Here is a 13359-nt window from a genome sequence, read left to right as displayed (position 1 = left end):
CTAGGGGGACGGGAGGTGTCGGTGAAACAGAAAGAGAGCCTAGCGACCCAAGGTCACCAGGCTCTCTTTCCAGCCGTTCGCTGCCCCCGTGTGCGGTCTCCCGTCTAGCCCGCCGTCACTCCTGCCACCACTCCGCGTCGTCCTCGCTCTTGGCCTCGACCTTGGGAGCGGGCGTCGTGGGCGGCGCGACCGGCTCGGCGGCCGGCGCGGCGATGGCCGGCTTGGCCGGGGCCGCGGCGACCGCGGGCTCCGGCTCCAGGCCCGGCAGGGCGGCGCCGCCGAGCAGCTGGCGCAGCTGGGCCAGGTGGCTGGTGATGCTGTCGCGCTGCCTGGTCAGCTCGTCGACCTGGCGCTGCATCGTGGTGCGGGTGCGCTCGGCGTCGTTCTTCGCCTCGGTGACGATCGTCTCGGCGCTGGTCTTGGCCTCCGACATGATCGTCTCGGCGCTCTTGCGGGCGTTGGCGACGAGCTGCTTGGCGTGCAGGTCGGCCTCGCGGCGCGTCTGCTCGGCCTGCTGGGTGGCCTTCGTGGCGCGCGACTCGGCCGTGGCGGCCCGCTGCTCGGCCTCGGCGACCATCTTCTGCGTGTTGGCCTGGGCGGTGGCGTGGCGCTCGGCCTCCTGGCGCTCGGCCTCCTCCCGGCGGGAGGCGAGCTGGATCTCGAACTCCGCCTCGTCCTGGGCCCGCTTGGCCTCCGACTCCTCCAGCACCCGCTGAGCCTGCGCGCGCATCTCGTCGGCCTGCCGCTTGGCGGTGGTCAGCACCTCGTCGCGCTCGCGCTTGGTCGAGGCGCGCAGCTGCGCCACCTCGCGCTCGGTGGTGGTGCGCAGCTTGGCGATCTCGCGCTCGGCGTCGGCCCGCTTCTCGGCCACCTCGTGGTCGGCGGTGGCCCGCAGCTTGGCGGCCTCGCGCTCGGTGGTGTTGGTCAGCTCGTCGGCCTCGCGGCGGGCGGTGGAGCGGATCTCCTCGGCGTCCCGCTCGGCGGTGGAGCGCATGTCGTCGCTCTCCCGCGTGGCCTGGGCCCGCTTCTCGGCGGCCTCGGCCTCGGCGGCGGCCCGCAGGTCGGCGGCCTCGACCTTGGCGGCGGCCTTGATCTCGTTGGCCTCGGTCCGGGCGGCCTGCACGAGCTCGGTGGCCTGCTCCTCGGCCAGGCGCAGCAACTGCTCGATGCGGGCGCCGAGACCGGAGTACGTCGGACGCTCCTGCTCCTGCAGCTGGCGCTGGGAGTCGGACAGATCGCGCTGCAGGTTGGTGACCTGCTCCCTGGACTGGCGTAGCTCCAGGTCGAGCTGCTTGAGGTGGTCGTGCACCTGGTGCCGGTCGTAGCCCCTGAGCACGACGTCGAACTCGCGTGCCGGGGCGTCCTCGAAGAAGTTGTTGAGCTGGGCGTCGATGTCGGACTGCATGGAGGCTCGATCCTGGGTTGTCGAGACGGCTACACGGGCCGGACGGGGGGTTCGGGGCAGCCGAGCCAGGAGCCTGTGCCTCGCGGCAGGCTCCCTGTCCGGTGGGAAGCCAGCGTACTCCGCTGGTGCCACCTTCGGGCCCCGTCCAGCTTTCTGCGTGACTAGTTACTTATGTACGAAATTTCCGTTTGCTAGCGCGAGGCCGCTTGGACCAACTCGGTGAGCATTCCTCCCACATCTTTGGGGTGCAGGAACGCGATCTGCGACCCCATCGAACCGTGCCGCGGACGTTCGTCCAGCACCCTCACGCCCTTCTCGTTGATCTTAGTCATGGCCTCGGCGACGTCGGAAACCCCAAATGCCACATGATGGACACCTTCGCCGCGTTTGGCGAGGAATTTCCCCACCGGCGAGTCGTCGGAGAGCGGTTCCAGCAGCTGGATGTAGGAGCCCCCGCCCTCGCCGTCGGCGATGTGCAGCATCGCCTCCTTGACGCCCTGCGCCTCGTTGACCTCGCGGGCCACGACGGTCAGCTCGAACGTCTCGGAGAAGAACGCGATCTTCTCCTCCAGGTCGTGGCAGGCGATCCCGATGTGGTCGATGCGCATGAACATTGTGTGGCCTACCTCCATAGCGGGCGAGCTCCTACTCGTGGGTATGGTGTCAAAGAACCCCTCGTGAGCACAGGAGGCCGCCGCCAATGTCCAGTTCCGTCATCGTCGCCGGAGCTCGTACCCCCATCGGCAAGTTGCTCGGCGCCCTGTCCGGGCTGTCCGGCGTGGAGCTGGGTGGCATCGCCATCAAGGCCGCCCTGGAACGTGCCGGAGTGGCCCCGGAGGCCGTCGAGTACGTGATCATGGGCCAGGTGCTCCAGGCGGGCGCCGGCCAGATCCCCTCCCGCCAGGCCGCCGTCAAGGCCGGCATCCCGATGACCGTGCCCTCGCTGACCGTCAACAAGGTCTGCCTGTCGGGCCTCGACGCCATCGCCCTGGCCGACCAGCTCATCCGCGCCGGCGAGTTCGACATCGTGGTCGCGGGCGGCATGGAGTCCATGACCAACGCCCCCCACCTGCTGCCGGGGCTGCGCAAGGGCGTCAAGTACGGCGGCTCCGAGGTGGTCGACTCCATGGCCCACGACGGCCTGTTCTGCGCCTTCGACCAGTGCGCGATGGGCGAGTCGACCGAGCGGCACAACGCCCGGCTCGGCATCGCCCGCGACGAGCAGGACGCCCTGTCGGCCCGCTCCCACCAGCTCGCCGCCGCCGCCACCAAGAACGGCGTCTTCGAGGAGGAGATCGTCCCGGTCGAGATCCCGCAGCGCCGCGGCGAGCCGGTGATCGTCCGCGAGGACGAGGGCATCCGCGGCGACACCACCGCCGAGACGCTGGCCAAGCTGCGCCCGGCCTTCGCCGCCGACGGCACCATCACCGCCGGGTCGGCCTCGCAGATCTCCGACGGCGCCTGCGCCGTGGTGGTCATGTCGAAGGCCAAGGCCGAGGAGCTCGGGCTGCCGTGGCTGGCGGAGATCGGCCGGCACGGCAACGTGGCCGGGCCCGACGCGTCCCTGCAGTCGCAGCCGGCCAACGCCATCAAGCACGCGCTGTCCAAGCAGGGGCTGACCGCCGACGACCTCGACCTGATCGAGATCAACGAGGCGTTCGCGAGCGTGGTCCTGCAGTCGGCCAAGGAGCTCGGCGTGCCGCTGGACAAGGTGAACGTCAACGGCGGCGGCATCGCGCTCGGGCACCCGATCGGGGCCTCGGGGGCGCGGATCGTGCTGACGCTGGCGTACGAGCTGAAGCGGCGGGGCGGCGGCCTCGGGGCGGCCGGCCTGTGCGGCGGCGGCGGGCAGGGCGACGCGCTGATCATCCGCGTGCCCTGACCCGTCCAGGCCCACCCGGTCGCTGTCGTCGGGTGGGCCTGTCTCCTGCCCCCGTGCGCGGTCGCCGGTCAGGGCGCGGTCAATGAGCCGCGCCCTTGCCCGTGTGCCGCCCGCCCGCCGGGACCAGCTCGCACACGCCGTCGGTGCACTGCCGCTGCATGCGTCCCATCGAGACGAGCTGCACCAGCGCCATCACCCAGCACGCCGGGCACCCGCGCAGGGCGATCGCGCCGGGGACGGCGAGCACCAGGCTGACCGGCCCGGTCCACGGGATCAGCGCGATCGCGGCGATCAGCGCGCCGAAGCCCAGCGCGCCGCGGGCCAGGTGACGGGGCAGTGACGTCCCCGCGGTGGGCTCAGTCATGGAGGGCTCCTTGGGACAGCAGGCCGTGCACGGTCGCACGGGCGCGGTGCAGGCGGGACTTCATCGCCGGGACGCTCAGCCCGAGGGCGTCGGCGACCATGCGGCCGCTGAGCCCCTGGACGTCCCGCATGATGAGCACCCGCCGCTGGTCGGCGGGGAGTGCCGCGATGGCCTCGGCCACCCGCGCGGCCTCCAGCCGTTCGAACATCTCCTCCTCGGCCGACTGCGCGGCGGCCGAGGATGGCGCGGGCGGTTCGGGACGCAGCATCAGGCGGGCCCGCCTGATGCATTCGTTGCGGATGATCCGGAACATCCACGAGGCCAGCGCTCCGGACGCGCGCAGGGTGCCGATCTTGCGGTACAGGACGATCAGCGCCTCCTGGGCGGCGTCCTCGGCGTCCTCCGGCGTGGCGCACAGCGTGTGGGCGAAGCGCCGCACGTGCGGGTGGGCGCCCGACACCAGCGCGGCGATCGAGTCGGCGTCGCCGGCCCGGGCCGCGTTGATCAGCTGCTCGTCCGACCAGGCGCGCCCGCCGCCGGCCGGCGCCGGGGCGCCGGGCGCGGCGGCCGTGCCGAGGCGCCGCGGGTCAGCCACGTTCCTTGCTCCTTCGCCGCAGTACGACGACGCACGTGCAGATCAGTACGGCCGCAGCGCCGGCCGCGATGGCGATCACCATGATGGTCTCCCATTGTCTCGTTCCGTTGTACGGACATGAGAGGCGCCGACCCCCGAAAAGGATTCAGGAGGCGCGGGTGAAGTCGGCCGTCCAGTTGGTCTCCCAGGTCGTCCCGCCGTCGGGGGAGAAGCGCTGCTCCCATCGGCACGACTCGGCGGTGATGTCCGACCAGACGTAGGCGACCTTGATCGGCCTGCCGTCGTACACGTCGTCGCAGGTGAACAGGCCGACTCCGGTGTCGTCGAAGCGGCCCACGACGGGCGGCAGGGACATGCCGGTGGCGCTGCCGGCCCAGTAGAGCGACCAGGTGCCGGCCGCCTTGTCGTACAGGCGCAGGGTCACCCCGGCCGAGCCCTCGCTGGGGAAGGTGACCTCGTCGATGTTGCCCGCGCCGTCCAGAACGCTCCAGCACCTGGTGCGCCCGGTGAACTCGTACCATTCGTCGCTGCCGGCCAGCGCCTTGCGCAGCCGCCGCTGCCGTGAGGTCCAGGTGCCGACGAAGAAGTCGAAGCTGTTGTCCATGCCCGGACGGTATGCGCCGATCCCTGACATCTTCCGTCAGTGTCCTGCCCACGCCGTACGAGCCCCCGCGACGTACGGCGTGAACGCGCGAAACCCCGGTCCGACCAGGAACGGGACCGGGGTGTCGGTGACGCTGCGCTCGGGCCGGCCAGGAATCCGGCGCCGGACGCGCCCCCTAAGGGGGCATCTCAGCCCGGCCGCGAGGGAGGTTGCGGCCGGGCTGCTTGTGGACGGTCATGAAGCCAGGAACTTGGCGAAGACCGAGCGGTGGCGACGCTCGGAACGCTGTCCCTTCAGCGCCTCCCGTACGCGCCGCTGCTCGGCGGCGGCCCGACGGAGTTCGGCGGCGTGGTGCTGCATGACGGAGTACTCGAGTTCGGCGTTCATCCGATGCTCCTGCTGTTCGTGTTTCCTTGTTCCCTGCACTCTTAAGACTCCTCCTAAGGCCCCTCCCGCCACATCGGGCGGATGTCCTATCTGCCGGGGTTCGGGCAGGTAGGGAGGTACTTAGGCAGACGCGCCCATGGACTAAGGACGCCTCGGCATACCTAGGCGGGAACGCGGACGGGCCGCCCCACCCGAGGTGGAGCGGCCCGCAGGCGGGGTAAGGACGCCCGTCAGGGCTCGTCGGTGAACTTCACGGTCACCTTGGCGAACCCGAGCGACTTGAGCATGCCGGTGAGCATCGACCTGGTGTTGGCGTCGGCCCGCGCCCGCAGGTCGCTGGCCACGGCCGCCTCGGTGATCTTCTTCTCCGCCAGCAGGTAGAGCTCGCGCTGGTCGCCCGGGGAGCCCGACAGGAAGTCCTGGACGCGGTCGAGCAGGCCGCGCTGCTGGGCGAACACGTACGAGCGGCTGTTGTCCAGGTTGGGCTTCTCCAACTGGGCGCGCGGGAGGCGGACGGTGGCCTCGGTGCGCTCCTTGTTCACGGTCACCGCGCCCGCCCCCATGGCCGAGAAGTCGACGTAGGCGTCGACGCCGCCCGCGCCCACGAACAGCGTGCGGGTGCCCTTGACCGCGTCGGGCAGGAAGTTGGCGTCCTTCTCCAGGTCGACGACGACCTGGAAGGTGCCCGTGGCCGCCTCGAACCGGCTGAGGTCCTTGATGGACTGCAACAGCACCGGCTGGCTGCGGTCGACGGTCTGCTCTCCGAACGGGTTGAGCCAGGTCCAGGCCAGCCGGCCGCCCACCACGAGCAGGACCGCCAGGACGAGGAACCCGGCCGCATATCGCCACCTGCGCCGCCGCCGGGGAGCCAGGTCCGGCGGCGTCGTCTGGGAAGTCGTCATGGGGCATGACTACCCGCTCGGCGATCATCAGTGCCACCCGCAGGGTGACATCTTCGTCCTCAGCCGGATGTGCTCGGGGTGCCGGGGTCGGGATAGACCGGGTAGACGTGGCTGCTCTCGGGCGTGGCGCCGGTGGGGGGCGTGATGACGGAGGTGGGGGCCGGACCGCCGCCGAAGTGCGTGCTGGACAGGCGGCACGCCTGGAAGTCGCTGTAGAACATGCGCAGCCACTCCCTGCGCTGGTGCTCGTCGAGACCGGAGAACCAGGACGCGGCGTACTGGTGCTCGGGCAGCGGGCCGCCGGGCAGCGGCTCGCCGCGCAGCCAGGCCATCACGATCTCCCGGTAGCCGTCGGCCGGCGTGCCGGGGCAGCGGGCGGCCAGCGCGTCGATGTACTCGTAGGCCGCCTCCTCGGCGAACCCCGCCGACAGGTCGGGCACGTGGATCGGCGCCAGGCCGTTGGAGGGCTTCAGCGGCTCGTCCAGCGGCCGCTGCTCCACCCGCGTGAACGCGGCCGGCGTGCCGGCCAGGCGCGAGGCTATCTGCGTGAACACCGCGCCCAGCTCGGTCTGCCCGGCCCGCATCCCGGGGTGCAGGCAGACCGTGATCGGCCACTCCTGGCAGGCGTAGGCGATGTCCTCGGCCGCGGCCGGCTTGGGGTGGGCCAGCATCCGCGACACGCCCATGCCAGCAGCCAGGACGGCCAGCAGCGCGCACGCCAGCACCAGGGCCTGCCTGGTCACCAGCGCCGCCCAGCCGAGCAGCAGCGCGCAGGTGATGCCGAGCAGCCAGATCGTCTGGTCGAAGAACGGCGCCCCGCCCAGCCCCTGGAACAGGTCGTACGGCTCGCCCGTGCCCGGCACCAGCCGGTCGGCCAGCCCCCGGTCGTCGGCCAGCCAGGAGAAGGCGACGTAGCAGGCCAGCCCCGTGATAGGCGGAGTGAGCATCTTGGGCACGACCCAGCCGGCCACCCACCCGATCACCGCGTAGAGCGCCAGGCCCGCCATGCCCATGCCCAGGCCGGACAGGCTGAGCCGCCCCGCCTGGTCGGTGAGCACGGTCTTGACCGCCAGCACCAGCACCGTCGCGCCGAACGAGCCCAGCACCACCACCACGATCGCCAGCGGCGCCTTGAGCGCCCGCCACGTCGTGAGCGACCGCCCGCGCAGGGCGCGCCGCTTGCGCAACGCCACCCACGCGGCGAAAGCGGCCGCCACCGGCCCGGTCATCCGCAGCGAGCCGATGACCGCGGCCAGGATGTTCTCCCACGCGTCGACGCCGGGTATCAGGACGTTCCACGCCGCGACCAGGCCGAGAGCGAGCAGCACCGCCACTGTCACGGCCGCGCTGTGCTTCAGCTCCTCGCGTGTAACGCCCGAGTGCTCACGCACCCTGTATCCCGTTGATGTTCACCAAGCACCCCCCGTGCCCTCGGCAAAGCGGAAGAATGCCAGCCCAGACCCGTCCCCACGGCAGATGGACTTGGCTTCCGCGTCACCTTACGTGAGAGAACAATAACGGAGCGTGATGATTGACGGTCGGATTCTTGGTCAAGCGGTGAAGCCTGTCGCTCCAGGTAGCCCGACGAAACCGGGACGAGAGGCACGCTACCGTAGCGCTGTGTCCCAGCCGAAGCCGCTCAATCTGCCGTTCGATCCCATCGACCGCGCCGCGGAGAGCTGGCGTGCCCGCTTCGGGCCTTCCTCCGCGATGGCCGCGGTCACCTCGATCATGAGAGCGCAGCAGATCCTGCTGTCGCAGCTCGACTCGCTGCTGAAACCCCACGACCTCACCTTCGCCCGCTACGAGGCCCTGGTCCTGCTGACCTTCAGCCACACCGGCTCGCTGCCGCTGTGGAAGATCGGCGAACGGCTCATGGTCCACCCCACCAGCGTCACGAACACGGTGGACAGGCTGGAGAAGTCCGGGTTCGTCTGCCGCCTGCCCAACCCCCGCGACGGACGCGGCGTGCTGGCCGAGATCACCGCCAAGGGAAGGGAGGTCGTGCGCCGGGCCACCGACGACCTGATGGCCGCCGAGTTCGGCCTCACGATGTACGCCGAGGACGAACTCCGCCAGATCTTCGACCAGCTCCGCACGCTGAGGGTGGCGGCGGGTGACTTCGCGGGCCCGTCCATGCGGCAAGATGAGGAGCATGGCGGACTTCTCTAGGCCCGGGTCGCTCTACGGAGCTGTGGACCTGGGCGCGCGCAAACAGGCACTGGAGGCCCAGGCCCGGCGGGAGGCCGCCGGTCCCCAGGGGGCCACCTCGGCCTCGGTCGTCGACGTGACCGAGGAGACGTTCACGACGGACGTCATCGACCGGTCGATGACCGTGCCGGTGGTGCTCGACCTGTGGTCGCCGAGGGCGCCCGGCAGCGCCCAGCTCAGCCCGGTGCTGGAGAAGGTGATCGGCGATCTGGGCGGCCGGGCCGTGCTGGCCAAGGTCAACGTCGACGCCAGCCCCCAGATCGCGCAGGCGCTGCGGGTGCAGGCCGTGCCGACCGTGCTGGCCATCTTCCAGGGGCAGGCCGTCACCGGCTTCCAGCAGGTGCTGCCCGAGCAGGAGGTGCGCCGCTGGCTCGACGAGCTGATGGGCGCGGTCGAGCAGTTCTACCAGGCCAACCCCGACGCCCGGCCGCCGGCGGCCGAGGAGGGGCCGCAGGAGCCCGCCGGGCCGCCCGCCGACCCCGACCTGGTGGCGGCCGAGCAGGCCATCGACGCGGGCGACCTCGACGCGGCCGAGGCGGCCTACCAGCGCCTGCTGGCCCGCGTCCCCGGCGACGAGGACGCCAAGATGGGCCTGGCGGGCGTCGGCCTGATCAAGCGCACCTCCGCGGCCGACCCGGCCGACGTGCAGCGGCGCCTCCAGGACCCGTCCGACATCGACGCGCAGCTGCTGGCCGCCGACCTGGAGATGCTCTCCGGCGCGGTCGACGAGGCGTTCGAGCGTGTCGTGGCCGTGGTCAAGCGCACGTCGGGCGACGACCGCGACCGGGCCAGAAAGCACTTGCTCGGACTTTTCGACGCGTTGCCGTCAGACGACCCATCTTTGGCGAAAGCGCGTAGAGCATTGGCGAGCGCCCTGTTCTAACCTGGGGGTATGCGGGTCGTCACGATCTCCGCGGCCTACGGCACGGCCGGCAGCCACATCGGCCCGGCCGTCGCCGAACGGCTCGGCGTGCCCTTCGTCGACCGTGCCATCCCCAGCGCCGTGGCCAAGGAGCTCGGCTGCACGCTGGAGGAGGCGCTGGCCCACGACGACCGCGCCGAGCACGGCCTGGGCAGGCTGCTGTCGGGCGCCATCCGGCTGCCCACGGTCACCTTCGGCGGCGTGGACATGTACGTGCCCGGCGCGATGCCGCTGCCGCCCGAGGAGTTCGTCCGGCGCACCGAGCGCATGATGAAGGAGATGGCCCTGACCCAGGGAGGCGTCTTCCTGGGCCGCGCCGGCGCCCTGGTGCTGGCCGACCATCCCGGCGCCCTCCACGTCAGGCTCGACGCGCCGCTGAAGCGCCGGGTCCGCCAGACGGCCACGCTGAGCGGCACGAGCGAGCGGGAGGCGCGGGCCGTCGTCGAGGACAACGACCGGGCCAGGACGGCCTACGTCCGCCACTTCTATCGGGCGGATCCGGGTGATCCGTGCCACTATCACCTTGTGCTCGACAGCACGACGATTCCCGTCCCCGCGTGTGTCGATCTCATCGTCACCGCAGCGACGGCACTGGGTTGACCTGATGCCCCCTATCCTTGGATGACTTCTTGGTCAGTCCCGAAGGAGCGATTGACGTGGCGACCGTCCCGAGTGTGTCGTACTCCATAACCGTGCGTCTCGAGGTGCCCGCAGGCGGCAAGGCCGTGAGCCAGCTCACCCACGCCGTAGAGTCGGCCGGAGGCGTGGTGACCGCCCTCGACGTCACCAACGCGGGCCACGAGAAGCTCCGCATCGACGTCACCTGCGCCGCGCGTGACACCGACCACGCGCAGGCCATCGTCGACCAGCTGGAGGCGGTCGAGGGCGTCGTCATCCACAAGGTGTCCGACCGCACGTTCCTCATGCACCTCGGCGGCAAGATCGAGATGAAGTCGAAGGTGCCGCTGCGCAACCGCGACGAGCTGTCCATGGCCTACACCCCGGGCGTGGCGCGCGTGTCGATGGCCATCGCCAGGAACAAGGAGGACGCGCGGCGCCTGACGATCAAGCGCAACTCGGTGGCCGTGGTCACCGACGGGTCGGCGGTGCTGGGCCTGGGCAACATCGGGCCGGAGGCCGCGCTGCCGGTCATGGAGGGCAAGGCGGCCCTGTTCAAGCGGTTCGCGGGCATCGACGCCTGGCCGATCTGCCTCGACACCCAGGACGTCGACGAGATCGTCCGCACGGTGCAGCTGATCGCGCCCGGGTTCGGCGGCATCAACCTGGAGGACATCGGCGCGCCGCGCTGCTTCGAGGTCGAGCGCCGGCTGCGCGAGCTGCTGGACATCCCGGTCTTCCACGACGACCAGCACGGCACGGCGATCTGCGTGCTGGCGGCGCTGACCAACGCGCTGCGCGTGGTGAACAAGTCCATCGAGAACGTCAGGATCACGATGGCCGGCGCCGGCGCGGCCGGGAACGCGGTGCTGCGGCTGCTGCTGGCCGCCGGCGCCCGCAACGTGGTGGTCTGCGACTACCTGGGCGCCGTGCACAAGGGCCGCGACGACCTCGACGACTCGCTGCGCTGGATCGCCGAGCACACCAACGCCGACGGCTACGCGGGCGACCTGCGCGGCGCGGTCAAGGACGCCGACGTCTTCGTGGGCGTGTCCGCGCCCGGCATCCTGACCGGCGACGACATCGCGACGATGGCCAAGGACTCCGTGGTCTTCGCGCTGGCCAACCCCGAGCCCGAGGTCTCGCCCGACGACGCGCGCGAGCACGCCGCCGTGGTGGCGACCGGCCGCTCCGACTACCCCAACCAGATCAACAACGTGCTGGCCTTCCCGGGCGTGTTCCGCGGCCTGCTCGACGCGCAGGCCGGCGGGGTGACGCAGGAGATGCTGCTGGCCGCGGCGGGCGCGCTGGCGGCCGTGGTGACCCCGGAGGAGCTGGGCCCCAACTACATCGTGCCGAGCGTCTTCCACCCCGACGTGGCGACGGCGGTGGCCGCCGCGGTCCGCGAGAGCGCCGGCGGCCGGGCAAGAGGCTTCACCGAGGCGTGACGCGCGGGGGCCGACCCGGCAGGCTCGGCCCCGCACCCGGACGGCCCACAGAGCGCACCGTCACGGCGGCGCGCCGGTGAAGGGTCAGCGGGCGTGACATGGAGGGCCACCAGCCGGAGTACGGCGGGTGGCTCGACCACGCGAAGCCGTGAAGACGGAAAAGCGTGCAAGGGCCGTGAAGACGGAAAAGCGTGCAAGGGCCGTGAAGACGGAAAAGCGTGCAAGGGCCGTGAAGACGGGAAAGCTCCCGCCTACCGGGTGACGGCGGGGATGAGGCGGTAGCTTTCCTGGAAGACCAGGTTGTGGGCGTCGGCGGCGGCGATGGCGCGCAGGGTGGTGAGCTGGCCCGCCGCGTCGGAGTGGTCGAAGACGTTCAGCGGCCAGTCGCCGACCGTGTTGCCGCGCAGGTGCGGGTGGTGGAAGTCGGCGCCGTAGTGGGCCACGATCGCGATCGGCAGGATGTCCTTGTCGCGCTGCTCCGGCCACGTGAGCGACCACATGGCGTTGAGCCCGCCCTCCTGAGACCTGGTGAGCCCGCTGGCCACCACCTGCCCCGTGCCGAGGAGCAGGTCGGCGTTGAACTCGTCCAGCGTCGCCCGCGCCACCGGGTCGAGCAGCTCGACCGCCGTGGCGAACAGGCGTTCCTTGTCCTCCCGCGCGGTGACGCCGCCGTGGACGCCGTCGCGCAGGTCGGTGAAATGCCTGATCAGAGCCTCGTTCATGGCAGTGCGCATGCCTACCCCCTTCCCCCGGGACGGGGGCGACACCCCGTGCGGCGGCGATCCGCCGCACGGGGACGCGCCGGTCAGGCGGCGAACGGCGCCGGACGCCGGTCGCGGATGCTCAGCTCGTAGATCTTCTCGTAGCCCATGGCCATGCCGAGCGCGTCGAAGTTGCGCTTGACGTGCATGCGGCAGTCGGCCGGGTTCAGGCCGCCCGCGGCCTCGACCGCCTCGGCCAGGTCGGCGGGGTCGTCGCAGACGTAACCGGTGATGCCGTCGACGAGGACCTCGCCCACGGCGCCGCCGCGCAGCGCGACCACCGGGGTGCCGCTCGCCATGGCCTCGATCATGACCATGCCGAACGCCTCCTCCCGGCGGCTGGGGAAGAGCAGGCAGTGGGCGTCGGCCAACAGCTCGCGCTTGCGCGGGCCGTCGGCCTCGCCGACGTAGACGGCGTCGTCGCCGAGCCGGGGGCGGATGTGGCGGTCGAAGTACTCGTGCTCGGACGGCTCGTTCAACCGGCCGGCGAGCACGATGCGCCGGCCGGCCCGCCGGGCGGCGTCGATGGCCAGGTGGGCGCCCTTGCCGGGGCTGAACCGGCCGAGGAAGAGCGCGTAGTCCTCCTTGCGCTCGCGGAAGGGGAAGCTCTTCAGGTCCACGCCGTTGTGCACGGTGCCCAGCCAGTTGAGGTCGGGGGCCTGCATGCGCTGGAACGTCGAGGTGGACACCAGGCCGACGGAGTCGCCGAGCCGGCGGTAGCGCTCGGCCTGCTCGCCGGAGGCCGGGCCGTGCACGGTCGTCACCGTCGGGATCCGGGGGTTCAGGGCGGTCACCGAGCCGGCCGGGGAGTGGTCGTGGACGACGTCCACGTCCAGGTCCGCCGGCCGGACGTCGGGGACCGCCGCCCTAGGGGCGGGTTCGTCGAGCGGGTGGGAAGGCGGCTCGGTGTAGGCGGCCAGGACGTGCGGGGACGTGCCCGACCGGCCCGCGCCGATCAGGGTGACCTGGTGGCCCAGTCTGAGCAGGGACCGCGCGAGGTCGTCCATCATGACCTTGACACCGCCGTACGAGCGGGGCGGGTTCTCGAACCTCGGGGGAGCCACCATCGCGATGTGCAGCCGGGACTTGGCGGACATGACGTCACCTCCGTAGGGGCGGCAGAAGAGGGTTCGGCCGGTAGGCGGCCCGCCGCCATGTTGGGAGGCGGCGGACGCGCCATCTCGGATTCCCCGTACCGGCCGCTTCGAACCTGTGAACTGCGGTGACGTTCGTCGCAGCCGCGGCGGCGGGGCGCCGCCG

Annotated in this window: 15 protein-coding genes; 5 read left to right on the top strand and 10 right to left on the bottom strand. The window is 71.4% G+C overall.

Translation table 11 applies throughout. The annotated features are described in order from the left end of the window. Positions 1 to 115 precede the first annotated feature (115 nt). Complete coding sequence (locus ACFYUV_RS12225) at positions 116 to 1405, bottom strand: DivIVA domain-containing protein (RefSeq protein ID WP_352350042.1); 1290 nt, start codon at positions 1403 to 1405, stop codon at positions 116 to 118. Between the two features lie 191 nt (positions 1406 to 1596). After that, entirely contained in the window at positions 1597 to 2019 is a 423-nt protein-coding gene (gene mce, locus ACFYUV_RS12220; RefSeq protein WP_352350044.1) for a methylmalonyl-CoA epimerase, read from the bottom strand. A gap of 86 nt (positions 2020 to 2105) precedes the next feature. Here mce and ACFYUV_RS12215 point away from each other — a divergent pair, with 86 nt between their 5' ends. Further along, positions 2106 to 3287 (top strand): acetyl-CoA C-acetyltransferase, encoded by a 1182-nt coding sequence (locus tag ACFYUV_RS12215; RefSeq protein WP_358283483.1) that lies wholly within the window; start codon positions 2106 to 2108, stop codon positions 3285 to 3287. A 79-nt stretch (positions 3288 to 3366) separates the two neighbouring features. On the opposite strand, the gene ACFYUV_RS12210 is transcribed toward ACFYUV_RS12215, so the two are convergent. From ACFYUV_RS12210 to ACFYUV_RS12185, 6 genes are all read right to left on the bottom strand, one after another. Then, positions 3367 to 3651: a hypothetical protein gene (locus ACFYUV_RS12210; RefSeq protein WP_387667961.1), complete on the bottom strand. Its 285-nt coding sequence runs from the start codon at positions 3649 to 3651 to the stop codon at positions 3367 to 3369. Continuing rightward, positions 3644 to 4246, bottom strand: coding sequence for an RNA polymerase sigma factor (locus ACFYUV_RS12205; RefSeq protein ID WP_387667959.1), 603 nt, complete (start codon positions 4244 to 4246; stop codon positions 3644 to 3646). The genes ACFYUV_RS12210 and ACFYUV_RS12205 overlap by 8 nt, the downstream gene beginning before the upstream one ends. A 145-nt stretch (positions 4247 to 4391) precedes the next feature. Continuing rightward, a complete protein-coding gene (locus tag ACFYUV_RS12200) occupies positions 4392 to 4850 on the bottom strand; it encodes a hypothetical protein (RefSeq protein WP_358283488.1) in 459 nt (152 codons plus the stop codon). A 234-nt stretch (positions 4851 to 5084) separates the two neighbouring features. Then, positions 5085 to 5237 (bottom strand): hypothetical protein, encoded by a 153-nt coding sequence (locus ACFYUV_RS12195; protein WP_352324303.1) that lies wholly within the window; start codon positions 5235 to 5237, stop codon positions 5085 to 5087. A 230-nt stretch (positions 5238 to 5467) separates the two neighbouring features. After that, a complete protein-coding gene (locus ACFYUV_RS12190) occupies positions 5468 to 6139 on the bottom strand; it encodes a DUF4230 domain-containing protein (RefSeq protein WP_364324747.1) in 672 nt (223 codons plus the stop codon). Between the two features lie 59 nt (positions 6140 to 6198). Then, positions 6199 to 7530 (bottom strand): hypothetical protein, encoded by a 1332-nt coding sequence (locus ACFYUV_RS12185; protein WP_387667955.1) that lies wholly within the window; start codon positions 7528 to 7530, stop codon positions 6199 to 6201. Between the two features lie 229 nt (positions 7531 to 7759). Between ACFYUV_RS12185 and ACFYUV_RS12180 the strand changes: the two genes are divergently transcribed. From ACFYUV_RS12180 to ACFYUV_RS12165, 4 genes are read left to right on the top strand one after another with little or no spacing between them, the layout of a single operon-like run. Beyond that, entirely contained in the window at positions 7760 to 8311 is a 552-nt protein-coding gene (locus ACFYUV_RS12180; protein ID WP_357971087.1) for a MarR family transcriptional regulator, read from the top strand. Further along, complete coding sequence (locus tag ACFYUV_RS12175) at positions 8295 to 9233, top strand: tetratricopeptide repeat protein (protein WP_358283494.1); 939 nt, start codon at positions 8295 to 8297, stop codon at positions 9231 to 9233. Before ACFYUV_RS12180 ends, ACFYUV_RS12175 begins: the two co-directional genes overlap by 17 nt. 9 nt (positions 9234 to 9242) lie before the next feature. Beyond that, entirely contained in the window at positions 9243 to 9872 is a 630-nt protein-coding gene (locus ACFYUV_RS12170) for an AAA family ATPase (RefSeq protein ID WP_387667952.1), read from the top strand. Positions 9873 to 9928: 56 nt separating this feature from the next. Further along, on the top strand, positions 9929 to 11338 hold the full coding sequence (locus tag ACFYUV_RS12165) for an NAD-dependent malic enzyme (protein ID WP_352326154.1): 1410 nt from the start codon (positions 9929 to 9931) through the stop codon (positions 11336 to 11338). A 251-nt stretch (positions 11339 to 11589) separates the two neighbouring features. Here ACFYUV_RS12165 and ACFYUV_RS12160 read toward each other — a convergent pair whose 3' ends face one another. Beyond that, entirely contained in the window at positions 11590 to 12072 is a 483-nt protein-coding gene (locus ACFYUV_RS12160; RefSeq protein ID WP_352326153.1) for a hypothetical protein, read from the bottom strand. A gap of 71 nt (positions 12073 to 12143) precedes the next feature. Continuing rightward, positions 12144 to 13196, bottom strand: a complete 1053-nt coding sequence (locus tag ACFYUV_RS12155) for a glycosyltransferase family 4 protein (protein WP_387667950.1) — start codon at positions 13194 to 13196, stop codon at positions 12144 to 12146. Between the last annotated feature and the right edge of the window lie 163 nt (positions 13197 to 13359).

Source organism: Nonomuraea sp. NPDC003560, from assembly GCF_042878785.1.
In the GTDB taxonomy this organism is placed as follows: Bacteria; Actinomycetota; Actinomycetes; order Streptosporangiales; family Streptosporangiaceae; genus Nonomuraea.
This window is presented reverse-complemented; position numbering and strand designations above follow the sequence as displayed.